Genomic DNA, 17,461 nt, shown 5'->3' with positions numbered 1-17,461 from the left:
CGAGACCACGACGGCGGGCCGCTGGGCTCATACCATCTCGGCCCATGCCCGAGACCTCCAAACAGATCGACCTCCTCGAAGAGCTCCGCTGGCGGGGCCTGCTCCACCAATGCACCGACGAGGCAGGCCTGGCCGAGCACCTGAGCCACACGGCCGGTGGGGGCCCGCGCCGGATCTACTGCGGCTTCGACCCGACGGCCGACTCGCTGACCATCGGCAACCTGGTGCCCATCATGACCCTGGTCCACGTGGCCCGGGCCGGGCACGAGCCGGTGGTGGTCATGGGCGGCGGCACCGGGCTGGTGGGCGACCCCAGCGGCAAGAGCGACGAGCGGCAGCTCATGCGTCGCGAGCAGATCGAGGCCAACGTGAACGCCCAGCGGCCGATCTTCGGCGGCGTATTCGCAGGGGCAGGGTTTGGCGAGCCACCCATCCTGAACAACCTCGAATGGCTCGGCAAGATCAGCTTCCTCGACGCCTTGCGCGACGTGGGCAAGCACTTCAGCGTCAACCAGATGATGCAGCGCGACTCGGTCCGCGACCGGCTGCACGGCCGCGAGCAGGGCATCAGCTTCACCGAGTTCAGCTACATGATCCTCCAAGCCCTCGACTTCGCCCACCTGCACCTGACCCAGAAGGTCACCGTGCAGTGCGGCGGCAGCGACCAGTGGGGCAACATCGTCTCGGGCATCGACCTCATCCGCCGGCTCATGGTCGAGCTGCCCATGACCCGCCAGCGGCCCGCGTGGCTGAGTACAGAGGCGGGCGACGTGGTGGTGAGGGAAGAACTCGAGAAGCGGGCCGCCAGTTTCGGCTTCACCATGCCGCTGGTCACCAAGGCCGACGGCGGCAAGTTCGGCAAGAGCGAGAGCGGGGCGGTGTGGCTTACCAAGGAACGCACGAGCTGCTACGACTACTCGCAGTTCTGGCTGAACACCGCCGACGCCGATGTTGGCCGATTCCTGAAGATCTTCACGTTGCTCGATCGGGCCGAGATCGAGGAGGTATTGCAACGCCACGAGCGCGAGCCCAGCCGCCGCTACGCCCAGAAGGTGCTCGCCAAGCAGGCCGTGACGCTGCGCTACGGCGAGGGCGAGGCCCGGGGCGCGATGCAAGCAGCAGAGGCATTGTTCTCGGGTGGCGTTGAGTCGCTGGGGCTCGACGCCCTCGAAGCCGCGATTGCCGATGCCCCGAGCATCAACCACCCGCGGGCCATGCTGGGTGCCGACGGCGGTGGGGGCGTGCCGCTGCTCGACCTGCTCATCGCCGCCGGGCTGGCTTCAAGCAAGCGCGAGGCCCGCGAGTTCCTGGCAGCCGGCGCGATCCGCGTCAACGGCAAGCCGCACGATGGCTCGCACCCGATCACCGCCGCCGACCTCTTGCACGACCGCCTGACCGTGCTCAAGCGGGGGAAGAAGAAGCAGGCCGTGGTGCGCTGGGTCGACTAACGGCGGCATCCGGCGAGTTGCCTGCGGCGCAGGCTTGCCGACATCCCGAACTTCCCTCGGCGAGCATCCAAACCGATGGCCCTGGCCGGCCGTGGGGGGTATCCTGCCATTCCAGTTTAGAATCATTCCAGATCACACCCCCCAGGCACGCGGCGGCATCGGACGCCAGGGCGAGCAGCCCAGCACGAAGGAGACCACGAGCATGACCACCATGGACACCTCGTCCCGTTCCACAGGCCACGGCAGCGACCAGGGCTCGGGCAAGTGCCCGTTCCGTGGCGGCCGCGTGGGCGGCGCCTTCGGCTCGGGCCCGACCATCAGCGACTGGTGGCCCAACCGCCTGCCCGTCGAACTGCTGCACCAGAACCCGCCCCAGGCCAACCCGCTGCGCGACGTGGACTACGAGGAGGCCTTCAGCGCCCTCGACCTCGACGAGGTCAAGGCCGACATCCGCACCGTGCTGACCGACAGCAAGCCCTGGTGGCCGGCCGACTATGGGCACTACGGGCCGCAGATGGTACGGATGGCCTGGCACGCGGCGGGCACGTACCGCATCGCCGACGGACGCGGCGGCGCGAGCGCGGGGCTGCAGCGCTTCGCGCCCACCAACTCGTGGGACGACAACGGCAACATCGACAAGAGCCGACGCCTGCTGTGGCCCATCAAGCAGAAGTACGGCGCGGCGCTGAGCTGGGCCGACCTGATGATCCTCACCGGCAACGTCGCGCTCGAGGATATGGGCTTCGCCACGTTCGGCTTTGGCGGCGGCCGCATCGACGCCTGGGAGCCCGACCGCGGCATGTACTTCGGTAGCGAGTTCTGGGATGGCAAGTCAGTCAGCGAGTTCAAGGGCCAAGCCAAGCAAGGCGGCGACCACCCAGGCGAGATGGTCACCCGCACCAAGCGCTGGACCGGAAAGCCCGGCGACGCCGAGTACGACCTCGAGGCCCCGCTGGCCGCGAGCTTCCAGGGCCTGATCTACGTGCACCCCGAGGGCCCGATGCGCGACGGCGACGCGGCCAGCGCCGCCGGTGACATCCGCGAGACCTTCGCCCGCATGGCCATGAACGACGAGGAGACCGTCGCGCTCATCGCCGGCGGGCACGCGTTCGGCAAGAGCCACGGGGCCGTGCCGGCTGACAAGGTCGGTCCCGCGCCTGAGGGCGCCCCCATCAGCGCCCAGGGCATGGGCTGGAAGAACACTGAGGGCAGCGGCTACGCCAAGTACGCCATGACCAGCGGCATCGAGGGCGCCTGGACGCCCGAACCAACGAAGTGGGACAACGCCTACCTCGAGAACCTCTTCAAGTACGAGTGGGAGCTTACCAAGAGCCCCGCCGGCGGCATCCAGTACAAGCCCAAGTCCGACGACGCTCCGAAGACCCCCGACGCCCACGTCGAAGGCCAGCAGAACGAGCTCATGATGCTCGCCACCGACATCGCGCTCAAGGTCGACCCCGCGTACAAGGCCATCTGCCAGAAGTTTCTCGAAGACTTCGACTACTTCAGTGATTGCTTCGCCCGCGCCTGGTTCAAGCTGACCCACCGCGACATGGGCCCCAAGAGCCGCTACCTTGGCCCGGACGTTCCAGCCGAGAACCTCGTCTGGCAGGACCCTATCCCCGTCGTCGACCACGAGCTAATCGACGACAACGACGCCGCGAACCTCAAGCAGGCGATCCTGTCCAAGGGGTTGTCGGTACGCGAGCTCGTCTCGGCCGCCTGGGCCTCGGCGTCGACGTACCGCGACTCGGACAAGCGCGGCGGCGCCAACGGCGCTCGGGTTGCCCTCGACCCGCAGAAGGACTGGGCCGTGAACCGCCCCGAGGAACTCGGCAAGGTGCTCGACGTGCTGCGCCGGGTTCAGGGCGAGTTCAACGGCTCCCAATCGAACAACAAGTCGGACAAGAAGAAGGTCTCGCTAGCCGACCTCATCGTGCTGGGCGGATGCGCGGCGATCGAGAAGGCTGCCACGGACGCCGGCGTGCAGGCCACCGTGCCTTTTACGCCCGGCCGCACCGACTGCCTCGCCGAGAACATGGACGAGCACACCGACCCGGAGAGCTTCGACTGGCTCAAACCTGTCGTCGATGGCTTCCGCAACTACGTCGACACCAGCATCCAGATGGACGTCGCGCCCGAGCGGATTTTCCTCGACCGCGCCAACCTGCTGACGCTCACTGCCCCCGAGTGGACCGTGCTCGTCGGCGGCCTCCGCGTGCTTGACCAGAACCACGACCATTCGAAGCACGGCGTCTTCACCGACCGCCCAGGCGTGCTGACCAACGACTTCTTCACCACGCTGACGAGCATGGACTACGAGTGGGAGGCGGCCGACCCAATGGAGATGGGCTTCTACCTCAAGGACCGCGCCACTGGCGAGACGAAGCACACCGCGACGCGGATGGACCTGATCTTTGGTTCGAACGCCCACCTGCGGAACCTGGCCGAGGTCTACGCCGCGGCCGACGGCCACGAGCGGATGGTGCACGACTTCATCGCCGCGTGGAACAAGGTGATGATGCTGGATCGGTTCGAGATGGGGTAAGTAGCGACGGAGCGACAAAGGAAGAGCCACTCGCCCGGGTATGAGCCCGGGCATATTTGTGCGCCTTGTCACACGTGGATTCTGCTACATCAAGTAAGCACTTTCCGCACCTGTCTAAACACTCGTTTGACTCGAATCGGCCAGGGGGCTAAATTCAAATCTGTTTTTATAAACGAGTGTTTGAATGAAAGCCGCCGCAAGCCCTGACAAACAGAATGCTCTATCCGCCGCGGACGACACCCGGGAGCGTCTGCTGTACGCTGCCGGCGAAGAGTTCGCGAGAGTTGGCTTCCAAGCGGCAAGCGTGCGGACGATCTGCGATGCCGCTGACGCCAATGTGTCGGCCGTCAAGTACTACTTTGGCTCGAAGGAGCAGTTGTACCTCGCGGTGTGGAACGTCGCGGCCGAGCAGATGGTGTCGGCCGAGCCCATGCCGATGCTCGAAAACAACAACAGCCCGCACGATGCCCTGCGCGAGCTCGTCGCTTGGTTCATGCGGCTCGTGTTGACCGAGAACGAGTCCCAGCCGTGGGCTGGGCGTTTACTAGCCCACGAAACGGTGACGCCCACGCCGGGGGCCCTGGATGTGTTCGTCGAGCGCTGCGCCGGTCCGATCAAGGACGAGATGTCACGCATCGTGCGGGCCATCGTTGGGCGAAGGCTCGGCCAAAAAACACACGACGATCTCGTCTATGGCGTCATTGCGCTCTGTGTGAATGCCAAGCACTGTCGTGAGATCCTCACCTCGCTCGGACATCCGCCACCTACAACGAAGGCGGGCATCAATCGTATGGCGGGCACGCTCGCAGAGTTTGCGATCCGTGGCCTGGACGGCTTCGCGGACGACACCCCGGCTAAGAAAAGGGGCGCGTAGTGCTCCGCACCGCACTTCGCATGCTGCTGGGTGATACGACCAAGTGCCTCGGGCTGGTCTTTGGCGTGGCCCTGAGCACGCTGCTGGTGTGCCAGCAGGTGTCGATCTTCTTCGGCCTGCTCGGTCGTGCGTCGAGCGTCGTGCGCGACGTCCGCGAGGCCGACATCTGGGTGATGGACCCCAGCGTGAAGACCGTCGATGCTCCGTTCCCGCTTCGGGACACTGCTCTGCAGCGCGTACGTGGTGTGGAGGGCGTTGCTTGGGCGGTCCCGTTCTTCCGGGCCAACGTGCAGGTGCGCACGCGCGAGGGCACGCTCGAGAACGCGATCATCCTGGGGATCGACGATGCCTCGCTCGTGGGTGTGCCAGACGCCTTTTTATTAGGCTCGATCGATGACCTGACGATGCCCGACAGCATCGCCGTGAACCCCGCGGGCTTCCGGCTGCTCTTCCCCGGGCAAGACCTCGACCTCGGCCGCGTGATCGAGTTGAACGATCAAAGGGCGCGGATCGCCGCGATCGTCGATGCGTCGCCGGCGTTCAGTGCCAACCTCACGATCTACACGCGATACAGCCTGGCTACACAATACACCAACAACGGCCGCAACCAGCTCAGCTTCGTGCTCGCCAAGGCCGCCGATCCAGCCGAGCGCGATGCCGTCGCCGCGAGCATCGCCGAGCAGACCGGGCTCAAGGCCGTCACGAGCGACCAGTTCCGCCTCGAGTCGATCATCTATATCCTCAAGAACACAGGTATTCCCGTGAGTTTTGGCACGGTCGTGTTCCTGGGCGTGCTGATCGGCATCGCTATTGTTGGGCTGACGTTCAACCAGTTCATATCCGAGAACCTGCGTCAGTACGCCGCGCTCAAGGCCATCGGCGTGCGCAATGGGCGACTGCTGCTCATGACGCTCTTCCAGGCCGCGTTCGTCGGTGCCATCGGCTATGGCCTCGGCCTGTTTGCCGCCTCCCAGTTCTTCAACTGGCCATCCAAGAACGTCGACGCCCTGCGTGGCTTTTACCTACTGCCCGAGGTCGCTATCGGCGTGGCGGTCATGGCGATCGTGATCGTCTTCAGTTCCACGATCCTCAGCATGCGGCGCGTGCTGGTCGTCGATCCCGCCACGGTCTTCCGAGGGTGATGCCATGACGACCGCATCCATGCCACAGGAGAAATCCGCCGGACTGGCGTTTGCTGTGCGATGTATGGGTATCGAGAAGTCATTCCGCGCCGGAGAGACACGCATCAAGGTGCTCCGCGGCACAGACTTCTCGGCCGAGGCCGGCAAGATGACCTTCCTTGTCGGCCCCTCGGGCTGCGGCAAGACCACGCTCATCTCGGTCATCGGCGCCATTCTCTCCTGCGAGTCGGGCGAACTTGAGGTGCTTGGCCAGGACCTCCGCGCCATGCGCGGCGGACGACTGGCGGACTTCCGGCTCGCGAGCCTCGGTTTCATCTTCCAGCAGTTCAACCTGTTGCCAGCGCTCAACGCCGAGGAGAACGCCGCGCTTCCGCTCGTCGCCCAAGGCGAGTCGACTTCGAAGGCCGAGAAGAAGGCTCGCCAGTTGCTCGAGCGTCTGGGCCTCGAAGGCCAGACCCGCAAGATGCCCTCCCAGCTCTCGGGTGGCCAGCAGCAGCGCGTGGCCATCGCTCGGGCACTCGTGCACGAGCCCAGATTGCTCATATGCGACGAACCGACGGCATCGCTCGATGCCGCATCGGGCCACACCGTGATGGAACTCCTCCGCGACGTCGCGCTCGCCGGTGACCGATCGGTCGTCGTGGTAACCCACGACAGTCGCATCTTCGAGTTCGCCGACCGCATCAACCACATGGCCGACGGACGCATCACGCGGACCGAAACGCCTGACAAGGAATCGCGATCATGAGTACCCGATCAAGGCTCCTGACGTGGGGGCTACCGCTCGTTGGCCTCTCGGCGCTGGTCATGGGAACCGGGCTGGTGGTCAAGAACCGGCCGGTCACGACCGATGAGACGCCGCCGCGCCAGCCGACGACCGCCCCGACCGCGACCGATGCCGGTGTCGCGGAGGATGGGGCGGCCTACATCGGTGCCATTGGCACCAGCGAGCCGCCGGGCGAGGCTCTGGCGATCGCGGCGCACACGGCCGGCGTCATCACCGACGTATACGTCGGCATCGGCGACTCGGTCGCACCAGGTGATCCGCTGTTCACTATTGACACCAGCCGGGCCGAAGCCGAAGTGGCGCTCCGCGAGGCCGAGATTGACGTCGTAACAAGCGACCTCGCCTCGCTCCGCGCCGCCATCCCGCCGTTGCAAGCCTCGGTGCGATCCGCCGAAGCGTCGGCACAGTCCGCCCGGGCCGACCTACGCGTAGCCGAAGCCGACCTAGCCGACAAGCAGAACCAGTTCGCCATTGCCCAAGCAGTCAATGACCCGCGGGCGATCTCACGCGAAGAGGTCGATCGCCGGAGATTCGCCGCTGCACAGGCCGAGGCCCGTGTCGAGACCGCCCGCGCCGCCATCCTGCGCGCCGATGCGAGCGTCGCTGCTGCTCGGGCCGAACTGCAGCGTTTCGTTCGCGCAGATGGCTCTGGCGATGGTCCGGAGATCCTCGCCGCGGAGTCTCGCGTGACCCGGGCTCGTCGTGCGGTGACGCGGGCTCAAGCGGATATGGACTTGCTCACCGTCCGCAGCCCAGTTGATGGTCGGGTGCTGCAGGCCAATGCACGGCAGGGCGAGTTTGCGCCCGCGTCGGTTCCCGCAGAGGGCCTGTTTGTCTTGGGACGCAAGGGAACGATGCACCTGCGTGCCGAGATCGATGAGGTCGACATCCCCCGCTTCTCTCCGAGCGCCCGTGCATGGGCATCTCCACGCGGCGATGCAAGCCGACGGATTCTCCTCGAATTCGTTGCCATCGAGCCGTTGGTAGTGCCGAAGCGAAACCTGTCTGGTCGCACGAGCGAGTTGATCGACACGCGCGTGCTCCAGGTCGTATACGCGCTCGACCCGTCGTTCGAATCGCCGGGCATCGGCCAGCAGTTCGACGTCTACGTCGAGGCGACCGGAGCGGGATCGTGACCCGTCGCGCGTCGATCGTGCTGGGGCTCCCCACCGCGCTCGCGCTCTCCGGCTGCGCGGTCGGCCCCGACTACGAGCAACCTGAGTCTTCCGAGCTTGTGCCCAAGTCCTGGGCGGGCACGGACGAAGCTGACCGCGAGCCCGACCTGAGGCACTGGTGGCTCCGATTCGGCGACGACGAGCTGACGGCACTCATCGAGCGGTCGCTCGCCTCAAGCCTCACTCTGGCCGAGGCCCGAGAACGCATCATCGCCGCGCGGGCCCGCCGGGGCATCGCCAACGCGGAACGGGTCCCACAGCTTGACGCCCAAGGCTCCTACATGCGTACCGAATCGGGCGATGAAGCCCAACCATTCGGCCAATCGCCCGCGAGCACCGATGGCGACCTGTATTCGTTGGGTGTCGTCGCCGGGTGGGAGCTGGATCTGTGGGGTCGCGTGGCGCGTCTGGCCGAGGCCGCCGACGCCGAGATCGGCTTCGCCACCGAAGACTTCCGCGCCAGCCGCGTGGTGCTCATCGCCGAGGTCGCCCGCGAGGTCATCGCCGTGCGTGCCCTCGATCGCGACCTGGCGATTGTTCGCGCAACCGTCGAGACCGACCGTGATGCGCTGGACATCGCCGCCGCGCGCGCCGCCGCCGGCTTCGCCGACGAGCTCGATGTGGCCCGGGCCCGTCGCGACCTCGAGGTAAACCAGGCGCTCATCCCCGGGCTACAGGCCGACCGCCGCGCCGCCGAGTTCCGTCTCGCGGTTCTCCTGGGCGCTCCGGCTGGCACGATCTCTGTGGCCGAGCGTGCCCTGCCCGTGGGCGTTGCCGTGCCCGACCGCGGCGTGCCGGCCGATCTGCTCATGCGTCGTCCCGATCTTCGGCGGGCCGAGCGTGACCTCGCCGCGGCCACCGCGCGTGTTGGCGCCGCCGAGGCCCAGCGCTTCCCACGTGTCAAGTTGCTGGGCTCGATCACGCTTCAGGGCCCCGACGCGGGCGACGCGATCAACCCCGAGGCCTATGTGCTGCAGGCCGGCCCGACAATCTCGCTGCCGGTCTTCCAGGGCGGGCGCATCGACGCCCGCGTTCGGCAGGCCGAGAGCGAGCAACGACAAGCTCTGTTGCGGTTGCGCGCAACTGCGCTCGAGGCTCTGGCCGAAGTCGAGACCGCAAGCGTCCGCCGTGCGCAGGCCGAGACGCGGGCTCATCGCTTCCGCGAGGCCGAGGCCGCCGCCCGCGACGCCGAGACGCTCTCGCAAGACCGCTTCTCGGCCGGCCGTGTCGACTTCCTGGACGTCACCGAGGCCCGTCGCGCCCGGCTGTTTATTGAGCGGAACGTGCTGAACGCACAGCGCGATGCCCTGCTCGGGTTGATCGACCTCTATGCGTCCCTAGGCGGCGGCTGGGATGCACCGGAGATCGGACAAACCTCGTCGGCGTCGGGGTCGGGCGCTTAAGAGCGCAAACAACTACGCACGCCAAGCAAGAAGCGATTTCGTGACGAAGCATGGTTCGCCCCTCCGACTGCGGGGGCTCTTCGAGCCAGGGCCTCCACAGAGTGACGCGACCGTCCTTGAACCCCGCATCCGCGGGCCATCCTTTTCGTTCAACAGAAAATATGCCCTGGTACCCCTTAGCAAGATTTTGATTGGAGCGCCAAGAGCCCTTGACGCTTGGGAAATCGTTTCCGAAGCTCCGTCAAGAGTCCACCAAGCCCGCTGGTAGCCGGCCAAGCCCCGTGAACCTTCAGCGCGGCTCCGCCCGAACACGCCAAGCCATTGCTGCCATCCGTTCGCGCAGCGCGAGGCTTAAAGCTGAGGCCTGCCGGCGAGGAGCCAAACCGAATCTGTCCGCCCACGCAGCCCAAGGCCGAAGGCCGCGGCTCCGCCGGCGAGCCGACAAGATCAGTACGCCCGCTCGAGCGTGGCCCCAGGATAGAAGTTCATGAGGATGCGATCACCGCTCCAGCCACGCTGGGCCAGGGCCTGCGCGCTGTACTGGCACAGCCCAACGCCGTGCCCGAAGCCGCGGCCGCGGATCACGAAGCGTGAGCCGGCGGCGGTGACCTCAAGGTCGCCGCTACGGACTCTGGTGTCGTTGGTGACGTCGGGTAGGCCCCTCGCGTCGGCGTTGAGCGCGAGGCGGAGGTATTCGGCACTCAGCAGGTGTGACACGCCATTGCGTTCGCCTACGCGGTACTGTGCGGGGCGGCCGACACGGTTGGTGCGCGCGACCTCGATATTGGTGATCGCGCGCGCATTCTTGAGCGTGTGGCCGCGGCGTTCGCCCCAAGCGCGCAAGCGACGTGTCACTTCGTCGGTCGACCGCACGACCTGCCAGCGGTGCAGGCGCGAGGCGTCGCTGGCGTGGACCGCCCGATGACCCGACGAACCGGCTTGGAGTGGGGGAACGAGGTTGTACTCGTAGCCGCGGCCAGTGGGCCAGGTGTCGGCGGCCGAGCCGCTACGCCCGCCGCTCGTGCTGCTGTAGTAGGCTCGCAGGACCTTGCCGCCGTAGGTGAGCACACGGCCGCGCGTGTTGATCGCGGCCGTGATGGAACGCTCGTGGGTGGTGTGGCCGGGGTAGGCCTGATCGATCGTGCCCGATTCAACGTGCCACGCACGGCCGCGGCGGTCGGCGAGTTCCATCGACTGCAACGCATAGGAACGCGCCGCGATGCACTGGGCTTCGTACGCGACGAGCTCCCACGAGGGATAGAGCTCCTTCGACGCGACGGCGGCAACGTATTGCTCGAACTCGACGACGTTGATGGCCTGCACGCCCAAGGCCGATGCGGAGAGGCGGATTGTCCCAGGATACTTCACGCCCGCGACGGCGATGGTGGGGGTGTCCTTGAACCAGCCAAGGGTGCCCGGGGGCGAATACGCGGTCGATCTCGGATCGGCCGATTCGAACTCGACATCGCCGACCACGGTGGTCGTGGCACCGCCCGGCTCACTCAGTTGCAAGCTACCGCCCGAGACTCGCGCGAGAAGCGGCGTGCGATAGATCTTCACCCGGCCTGCAGCATCGCGCGACATCACGAGCCGTGAGCCGGCGATAACGACCTCGTCGGTGGGCTCGACGATGCGAACTCGGATGGTCGGCTCGCGGCCCATCCAGACGCTCGAGACCTCCCAACCACCAGCGGACGGCCCGATGACGGCGCGCGTCCGGCCCGGCCATTGGCAACTCGCCGCGATGAGGCTGACAACGAGCCCCAGGCCGAGCAGGGCGGCCATGGTGCCCGAGCCGGGGTGGGCCAGGTGGGCGCGGACCAGACCAGCATCGCCGAACAGAGAACGCCATCCGTGTTCCATCGTGTTGCGTATGGGCTGGAACATCCTGCTCCCTGCCATAGGTCGGTCGTCAGAAAACTCGGTCGATCCGACCAAGCGTAGTGCCCATCAGCCTTGGGGGCGTGTGAGGGGGTTGTCCGGGGCTGTCGGTTGGGGGCTACCATTTTGGGCAATGACGGTGAGCGGCGCGATCCAGCCCGAAACCGGCAAGACCCGGACCGACACCCGGCCCAGCGCCCGGGCGGTGCTAGCGCTAACGCTCGTCCCCGAACTGGGCCCCCGACGGATCCGCCGATTGGTTTCCATCATGGGCGGGCCGGATGCCGCGCTCGGGGCGTCGATGGCCGATCTCGCTTCGATCCCGTCGGTGGGTGAGCCGCTCGCGCGGAAGCTGAGCCGGGGCTTGGCCGAGGCCCGTAGGGAGGTGGAAGAGCGGCTGGAGCACGTCCTGGCCGCTGGCGTCGAACTCCTGCCCTTCGATGATCCCGACTATCCGCCCCAACTCGCCGGCGACGAGCACGCTCCCACGATGCTTTATGTTCGTGGGTCAGTCGAGGCGCTGGCGCTCGATGGCGTAGGGCTCGTCGGTGCCCGCAAATGCTCGGCGTACGGCGTCGACCAAGTCGGCCGTTTTGCCGGAATTCTGGCCCAGGCGGGCTGGTCGATCGTCTCGGGCGGAGCGCGTGGCATCGATACCGCCGCCCACCACGCCGCGCTTCGGAGCGGCGGGGTGACGGTGGCCGTACTGGGGTGCGGGCTGGATCACAATTACCCGGCCGAGAACGCCGAACTCTTCGAGAAGATTGTCGAGAATGGCGGGGCTGTCGTGTCGGAGTTGCCCATGAGTTGCCGGCCCGAGGCCAAGAACTTCCCGGCCCGCAACCGGATCATCGCGGGGCTCTCGCACGGCATCCTGGTAGTCGAGGCCGGCGAGAAGAGCGGGGCACTCATCACGGCCCGCCTGGCCGGCGAGATGGGCCGCGAGGTCATGGCCCTGCCCGGCCGGGTTGACGTCGAGAGCAGCCGGGGCTGCCACGCCCTGATCCGCGATGGCGTGACCCTGGTGGCCACGCCGGCCGACGTTGAGGAAGCCCTCGCGAGTTTCCGTGATTGGCCAGCACCCGCGGCGGGCTTGTTCGCGGAATCTTCCGAAACCCCCGACCCCAGGGAGGGAACCGGGGGCGATCGGACCCCGAACAGCATAGAGGATCGTGTGCTCGACGCGCTCGGGGAGGCGTTGACGCTCGACCAGTTGTGCGAGCGGGTGGCCCTGCCGCCCGAGCAGGTGCGCGCGACCGTTACCCTGCTGGAAATTCGACGCCGGATCAGGCGTGAAGGGATGAGGCTTGTTCGGAATCGATAAGGTATTCTCATGAACGCCGGATCACCCAGGTAGCCAGATAAATTGTTTTTGATATCAGGGAAATGGCTTGCTACAGTAAGCCGAACAAAGATCCAAAAAAATATCGAACAGATGACCCAAGCCGACCGATGACCCAGGCATGATCGCATACCAGACCCAACCCGAATGTGTGTCGTCCGACGTCGGCCAGACACACGCACCGGAATCGACACCGGGCTTGGTCGTGTTGGGGCCGGGGGGCGATTTTGTGTTCGGCATGGGCCAACACCAATTGGCGAGAGCCGCTTGGGGTGTGCCCGCAGCCGACCTGGGGTGGAAGGGCATCTTGCACGAGTTGGCGAGTTTGGTACTCGGCTCACTCCGCCTGGGGTGGCTCCTCGGCCCGATCGATGGCATCCAGGCAAACACAACGAACATGGCCCGGGCGTCGCTCGGGTCTTTGGAGGGGGCGGCGTCGACCAGGAGGGTTGGCGATTGCCCGGAGAGAACGATCACATCACCCCATATGGCAGCGCAGTTTCGCGTCGCCAATGGGGGTAAGGCGTTCACCACGCGGGTTGCTGGGCTGGCCGATGGGCTGTTGCCAATGACGAGCGTGGCGCGCGTGAACGAGGAAAGCACCCATGAATCTCACACCAAAGCAACTCCGCATCCTTCGGCTGATTCGCGATTGGCGGATTCGCCGTGGCTATTCACCGACGATGCAGGAGCTCGCCGACGAAATCGGCGTCAGCAAGGTAACCGTGTTCGAGCACGTCGAGGCGCTCATCAAGAAAGGCGCTCTTGTGCGCGAGCCCAACAGGGCACGCTCTTTGTCGATCGCTGAGGGGATCTCCGTCCCCGACGAGTCGCGTCCGATGCGGTACCCGCTGGTGGGCAAGATCGCGGCCGGCTACCCGATCGAGAAGGTGGCCGACACCGATGAGGTCGACCTCCAGCAACTCGTGGGCAACCCTTCCGACGCCTCTCGGTCTATGTTCGCCCTGAAGGTTGACGGCGACTCGATGCGCGACGAGGGCATCCTGGACGGCGATTACGTGCTCATCGAGCGCAGCCCGACGGCCCATAACGGCGACCGCGTCGTAGCCTTGCTGCCCGATGGGGCGACCACGCTGAAGACCTTCTTCCGCGAGGCTGACCACATCCGGTTGCAGCCGGCCAACCCGGACTTCGAGCCCATCCGCGTGAAGCACTGCGAGGTGCAGGGCGTGGTGCGGAGCGTGATCCGCAAGTACTGATTCGATGGGTATGGGCTACAGCGTGGGCCAGATGGCCCGCACCAAGTCCAGGTCTTCTGGCCGGGTGATCTTCACGTTGCGGGGATCGCCGGTTACGAGCAGCACCGGGTCGCCCAGTCGCTCTACGAGCTGGGCGTCGTCGGTGCTGGTCAGGTCGCTCTGGTCGTAGGCGCGAAGGATCAGGTCGAGGTGGAAGCCCTGTGGCGTCTGGCAGGCGAAGAGGTCGCGCCGGTTGATCGTTTGGTCGACACGATGGGTCGTTGCGTCCGACTCCGGCGTGGCCCGCTTGAGCGTGTCACCGATGGGGACCGCTGGCACGACGGCCGCATGGCTCGCCAGGGCATCGATCACGCGGCGGACGACCAATCGTGGCGTGCATGGTCGGGCCGCGTCGTGGACGAGTACGGCGTCGATGTTGGTCAGGGTTGCTCGAATGTGGTCAAGGCTGGCCTTGACGGTCTCGTACCGCTCGGTGACTCCGCCGGGGCAGATCGTGGCTCCCAGAGTACTTAGGTGCTGCTCGTGGCGCGATCGGAAGGCGGCTAATACATCAGGATCGGCCGGGCCGGCCACGACGGTGGCGACGACGTCGGGTTGGCTGGCGATGGCCTCGACGGCGCGTTCCAGGACGGCCTTGCCGTGGATGTCCTTGTCGAGCTTGCTGCCGCTCGAGACGCCGAAGCGGGTGCCCGAGCCCGCGGCACAGATGATGGCGGCGATGCGGAGCGGGCTGTTGTGTGGGGGCGGCACGGGCGAGTGTATGGATTGTGTCCACGGAATAGGCGATGTGGGTGGAGTGGTTTGTTTCGTGGGTCGCGTCCGGCAGCGGGCGCGGCTCTATAGTCTCTGTCCCGGGTGCGAGCCCGGGTTGGACAATCTGGTTTCGACAATTGAGTTTGACAATCTGGGGCCGATATGGATTCGATCGGACGTGTAAGGCATGGTGTGGCGCGTCGAGAGGTGTGCTCTCCTCGTAACCGGCACACAAAACCAACAACTGCCGAACCGCAGTACGCACTGGCTGCTTAATCACAGCCCGTCCCCCTCTCGACGCCCGATAGGGATGGGGGACGACGACATCGGGCTGGTCAACGCGTGGCGCTTCCGGGCGTGTTGGCGAGGAGGTTCACCGGTGGCTGGGCCGAAGGTGAGGGCGTCGGCGCCCGCGCACAGGCCGAGACCAAATCGCCGACTACACGCGTAGAGGCGCCATGGCTGCCGTTCCGACACGGGGGTTCGATTCCCCCCGGCTCCACTTCAGATCATCGAGGTGTTGGCATGACAAGAGGGTCCGCGTGCTCACGCACGCGGCTCTGTTGTTGTGCTGGTTTCTGGCTCAGTCGTCGTCCGCATGCGGGTCATACGCGGCGATGACTTCGGCCTGGACCTGGGGCGGCGTGCGTTCGTCGTGGCTGTAGTCCATGACGTAGCTACCGGCTCCATGGGTCATGCTCTTGAGCTCGTTGGCGTAGTTCTGGAGCTCGCCCAGGGGCGCGACAGCCCGGACCATGCAGCTCTCGCCGTCGACCATAGAGTCTTGCACGCGGCCTCGCCGGGTTGACAGGTCGCCCGTGATATCGCCCATGTATTGTGATGGCGCGTTGACTTCGACTTCAACGAAGGGCTCGAGCAATGCAGGCTTGGCCTTGCGGCAGGCGTCGACGAAAGCCCGCTTGCCGGCCTTGAGGAACGCGACTTCCTTCGAATCGACGGCGTGGTACTTGCCGTCGTAGACTTCGACCTTGACGCCCTCCATCGGGTAGCCGGCGATGGCGCCCTCGGTGAGTGCCTGGCGGACGCCCTTCTCGATGGCGGGCATGAACTGGCGGGGGATCGACCCGCCCACAGTGGCGTTCACGAACAGGAAGTGCTCGCCGTTGGCTTCGGCGGTTTCCTGGTCCTCCCCGTTGAGCGGGGCGACGCGGAGGTAGACCTCGCCGAACTCGCCCGAGCCGCCGGACTGCTTCTTGTGGCGGTGGTGGCCCTCGGCGTTGGCGGTGACGGTTTCTTTGTAAGCGATCTTGGGCTGGTGGGTGTTGATCTCGATGCCGTACTGGCCCTTCATGCGTTCGAGCATGACGCGCAGGTGCATCTCGCCCAGGCCGCGGAGCACGGTTTCCTTGGTTGCTGCGACACGGTCCATGATGAAGCACGGGTCTTCGGCTTGCAGCTTGGCGATAGCCGGGCCGAACTTTGATTCATCCTTGTGATTGGCGAGTTCGACGGCGACGCCGTACATGGGCTTGGGCAGCGGCAGCGGACGAAGCCGGAGGTGCTCGTTGGCGTGTGCGTGGACGACGGTGTTGAAGGCGATGTCGTCGATCTTGCTGACGGCGACGATCTCGCCCGGGCCGGCCTCCGCCACGTCGACGTGGTCCTTGCCCTGGAGTCGGAAGAGGGTGTTGACGCGGATGGGCTTGCGGCCTTCGCCGAAGTAGACCTCGTCCTTCACCTTGAGCGTGCCCTGGTGGATCTTCATGATGCCGAGCTTCCCGACGAACGGGTCGCTGGAGACCTTGAAGACGTGGGCCAGCAGCGGCTGGCTGGCGTCGGGCTTGGGCTCGAAGGACTCGGTGAGCTGGCCGTCGTCGTCGAGCTTCTCGAACGTGCGCGGGTTGGTCTCCAGCGGGCTGGGGCACTGGTTCTCGATGAGGTCGAGCAGGGCGTCGGCCCCGGCACCGGTCTTCGCGCTCACGAAGCAGATCGGCACGAGGTGGGCCTCACGCAGGGCCTGTTCGAAGGCGTCGTGAACGGCCTTGCGGTCGAGCGAGGCGGCACCGCCCTCGAGGTACTGGGTCATGAGGCTGTCTTCGACCTCGACGACCTGCTCGACGATGCTTGTGTGGGCGCTCTCGACGTCGCCGAAGGCGGTGTCCCCGCTGGTGTTCTCGCCCAGCACGTCGACGACGCCGTCGCGGTTGGCGTTGGGCAGGTTCACGGGCACGCAGATCGCTCCGAACGTGTCGCGTAGCTTGCCGACCACGGCCTCCAGGTCGGCCTGCGGCTCATCGATGCCGTTGATGATGATCATGCGCGGGATGTTGCGCTGCTGGGCGGTGGCCATGATGCGGCGGGTGCTGGTCTCGATGCCCTTGGCGGCATCGACGACGACCCCGACCAGGCCGGCGGCGGGCAGGCCGGCGATCGCCTGGCCGAAGAAGTCGGTGAGCCCGGGCGTGTCGATGAGCGTGACCATCGTGCCGTTGCGCTCGTAGTGGGCCAAGCTGCTGGACAGGCTGTGGCCATGCTTCTTGGCTTCGTCGGTCCAGTCGGTCACGGTGTTGCCGTCTTCGATGGAACCCATGCGGTTGGTGGCACCCGCGGCGCTGAGCAATCGCTCGGTTAGCAGGGTCTTGCCCGCACCGGCGTGGCCGGCCAAGAGGATGTTGCGGATGGTTGAAGGGTTGCGAACAGCCATAGGGGCACCTCCGTCGGGATGGGTGGGCAGGGCGATCCTTCGAGAGGGCCTGCCGGGGGCAAGATGGCGTGGCCCGGCGTGGGGCCAGTGCTGGCCCCGGCCCACGAGCGGCCACGTCCCATCATACAGGCTGCGTCCACCCATCGTTATGGAATGACGCATCGGATGGGGGGTCGGGGCAACCGGGGTGGCTGTAACGGCGGATGTGGTGGGGTGTAGAACC

12 protein-coding genes and 1 other RNA gene are annotated in these 17,461 nt (G+C 66.2%); 10 read left to right on the top strand and 3 right to left on the bottom strand.

Annotated elements, in window-relative coordinates; genetic code table 11:
- The first annotated feature begins 44 nt into the window (after positions 1-44).
- The 7 genes from tyrS to NCW75_06595 all read left to right on the top strand — a co-directional run bounded on the left by tyrS (position 45) and on the right by NCW75_06595 (position 9,377).
- A complete protein-coding gene (tyrS, locus tag NCW75_06625; GenBank protein UYV13958.1) occupies positions 45-1,448 on the top strand; it encodes a tyrosine--tRNA ligase in 1,404 nt (467 codons plus the stop codon).
- Between the two features lie 202 nt (positions 1,449-1,650).
- Positions 1,651-3,996: a catalase/peroxidase HPI gene (katG, locus tag NCW75_06620; protein UYV13957.1), complete on the top strand. Its 2,346-nt coding sequence runs from the start codon at positions 1,651-1,653 to the stop codon at positions 3,994-3,996.
- 184 nt (positions 3,997-4,180) lie between these two features.
- Positions 4,181-4,870, top strand: a complete 690-nt coding sequence (locus tag NCW75_06615; GenBank protein UYV13956.1) for a CerR family C-terminal domain-containing protein — start codon at positions 4,181-4,183, stop codon at positions 4,868-4,870.
- Positions 4,870-6,012 (top strand): ABC transporter permease, encoded by a 1,143-nt coding sequence (locus NCW75_06610; GenBank protein UYV13955.1) that lies wholly within the window; start codon positions 4,870-4,872, stop codon positions 6,010-6,012. Before NCW75_06615 ends, NCW75_06610 begins: the two co-directional genes overlap by 1 nt.
- Before the next feature lie 4 nt (positions 6,013-6,016).
- On the top strand, positions 6,017-6,760 hold the full coding sequence (locus NCW75_06605; GenBank protein UYV13954.1) for an ABC transporter ATP-binding protein: 744 nt from the start codon (positions 6,017-6,019) through the stop codon (positions 6,758-6,760).
- Positions 6,757-7,935 carry a biotin/lipoyl-binding protein gene (locus NCW75_06600; GenBank protein ID UYV13953.1) on the top strand — a complete coding sequence of 393 codons (1,179 nt, stop codon included), beginning with the start codon at positions 6,757-6,759 and terminating at the stop codon, positions 7,933-7,935. The genes NCW75_06605 and NCW75_06600 overlap by 4 nt, the downstream gene beginning before the upstream one ends.
- Positions 7,932-9,377 (top strand): efflux transporter outer membrane subunit, encoded by a 1,446-nt coding sequence (locus NCW75_06595; GenBank protein UYV13952.1) that lies wholly within the window; start codon positions 7,932-7,934, stop codon positions 9,375-9,377. Before NCW75_06600 ends, NCW75_06595 begins: the two co-directional genes overlap by 4 nt.
- Before the next feature lie 447 nt (positions 9,378-9,824).
- Here NCW75_06595 and NCW75_06590 read toward each other — a convergent pair whose 3' ends face one another.
- A complete protein-coding gene (locus tag NCW75_06590; protein ID UYV13951.1) occupies positions 9,825-11,240 on the bottom strand; it encodes a SpoIID/LytB domain-containing protein in 1,416 nt (471 codons plus the stop codon).
- Positions 11,241-11,391: 151 nt separating this feature from the next.
- Here NCW75_06590 and dprA point away from each other — a divergent pair, with 151 nt between their 5' ends.
- Together dprA and lexA are read left to right on the top strand one after the other, a co-directional pair.
- Positions 11,392-12,582, top strand: coding sequence for a DNA-processing protein DprA (gene dprA, locus NCW75_06585; protein UYV13950.1), 1,191 nt, complete (start codon positions 11,392-11,394; stop codon positions 12,580-12,582).
- A 623-nt stretch (positions 12,583-13,205) separates the two neighbouring features.
- Entirely contained in the window at positions 13,206-13,820 is a 615-nt protein-coding gene (gene lexA / locus NCW75_06580; protein ID UYV13949.1) for a transcriptional repressor LexA, read from the top strand.
- A gap of 15 nt (positions 13,821-13,835) precedes the next feature.
- Here lexA and NCW75_06575 read toward each other — a convergent pair whose 3' ends face one another.
- Positions 13,836-14,570 (bottom strand): 2-C-methyl-D-erythritol 4-phosphate cytidylyltransferase, encoded by a 735-nt coding sequence (locus NCW75_06575; protein ID UYV13948.1) that lies wholly within the window; start codon positions 14,568-14,570, stop codon positions 13,836-13,838.
- 156 nt (positions 14,571-14,726) lie between these two features.
- On the opposite strand from NCW75_06575, the gene ssrA reads away from it, so the two are divergent.
- Positions 14,727-15,078, top strand: a transfer-messenger RNA (tmRNA) gene (gene ssrA, locus NCW75_06570).
- A gap of 78 nt (positions 15,079-15,156) precedes the next feature.
- On the opposite strand, the gene fusA is transcribed toward ssrA, so the two are convergent.
- Complete coding sequence (gene fusA / locus NCW75_06565; protein UYV13947.1) at positions 15,157-17,238, bottom strand: elongation factor G; 2,082 nt, start codon at positions 17,236-17,238, stop codon at positions 15,157-15,159.
- Between the last annotated feature and the right edge of the window lie 223 nt (positions 17,239-17,461).

The sequence above is a fragment of the Phycisphaera sp. genome (genome assembly GCA_025916675.1).
Taxonomy (GTDB): domain Bacteria; phylum Planctomycetota; class Phycisphaerae; order Phycisphaerales; family UBA1924; genus JAHCJI01.
This window is presented reverse-complemented; position numbering and strand designations above follow the sequence as displayed.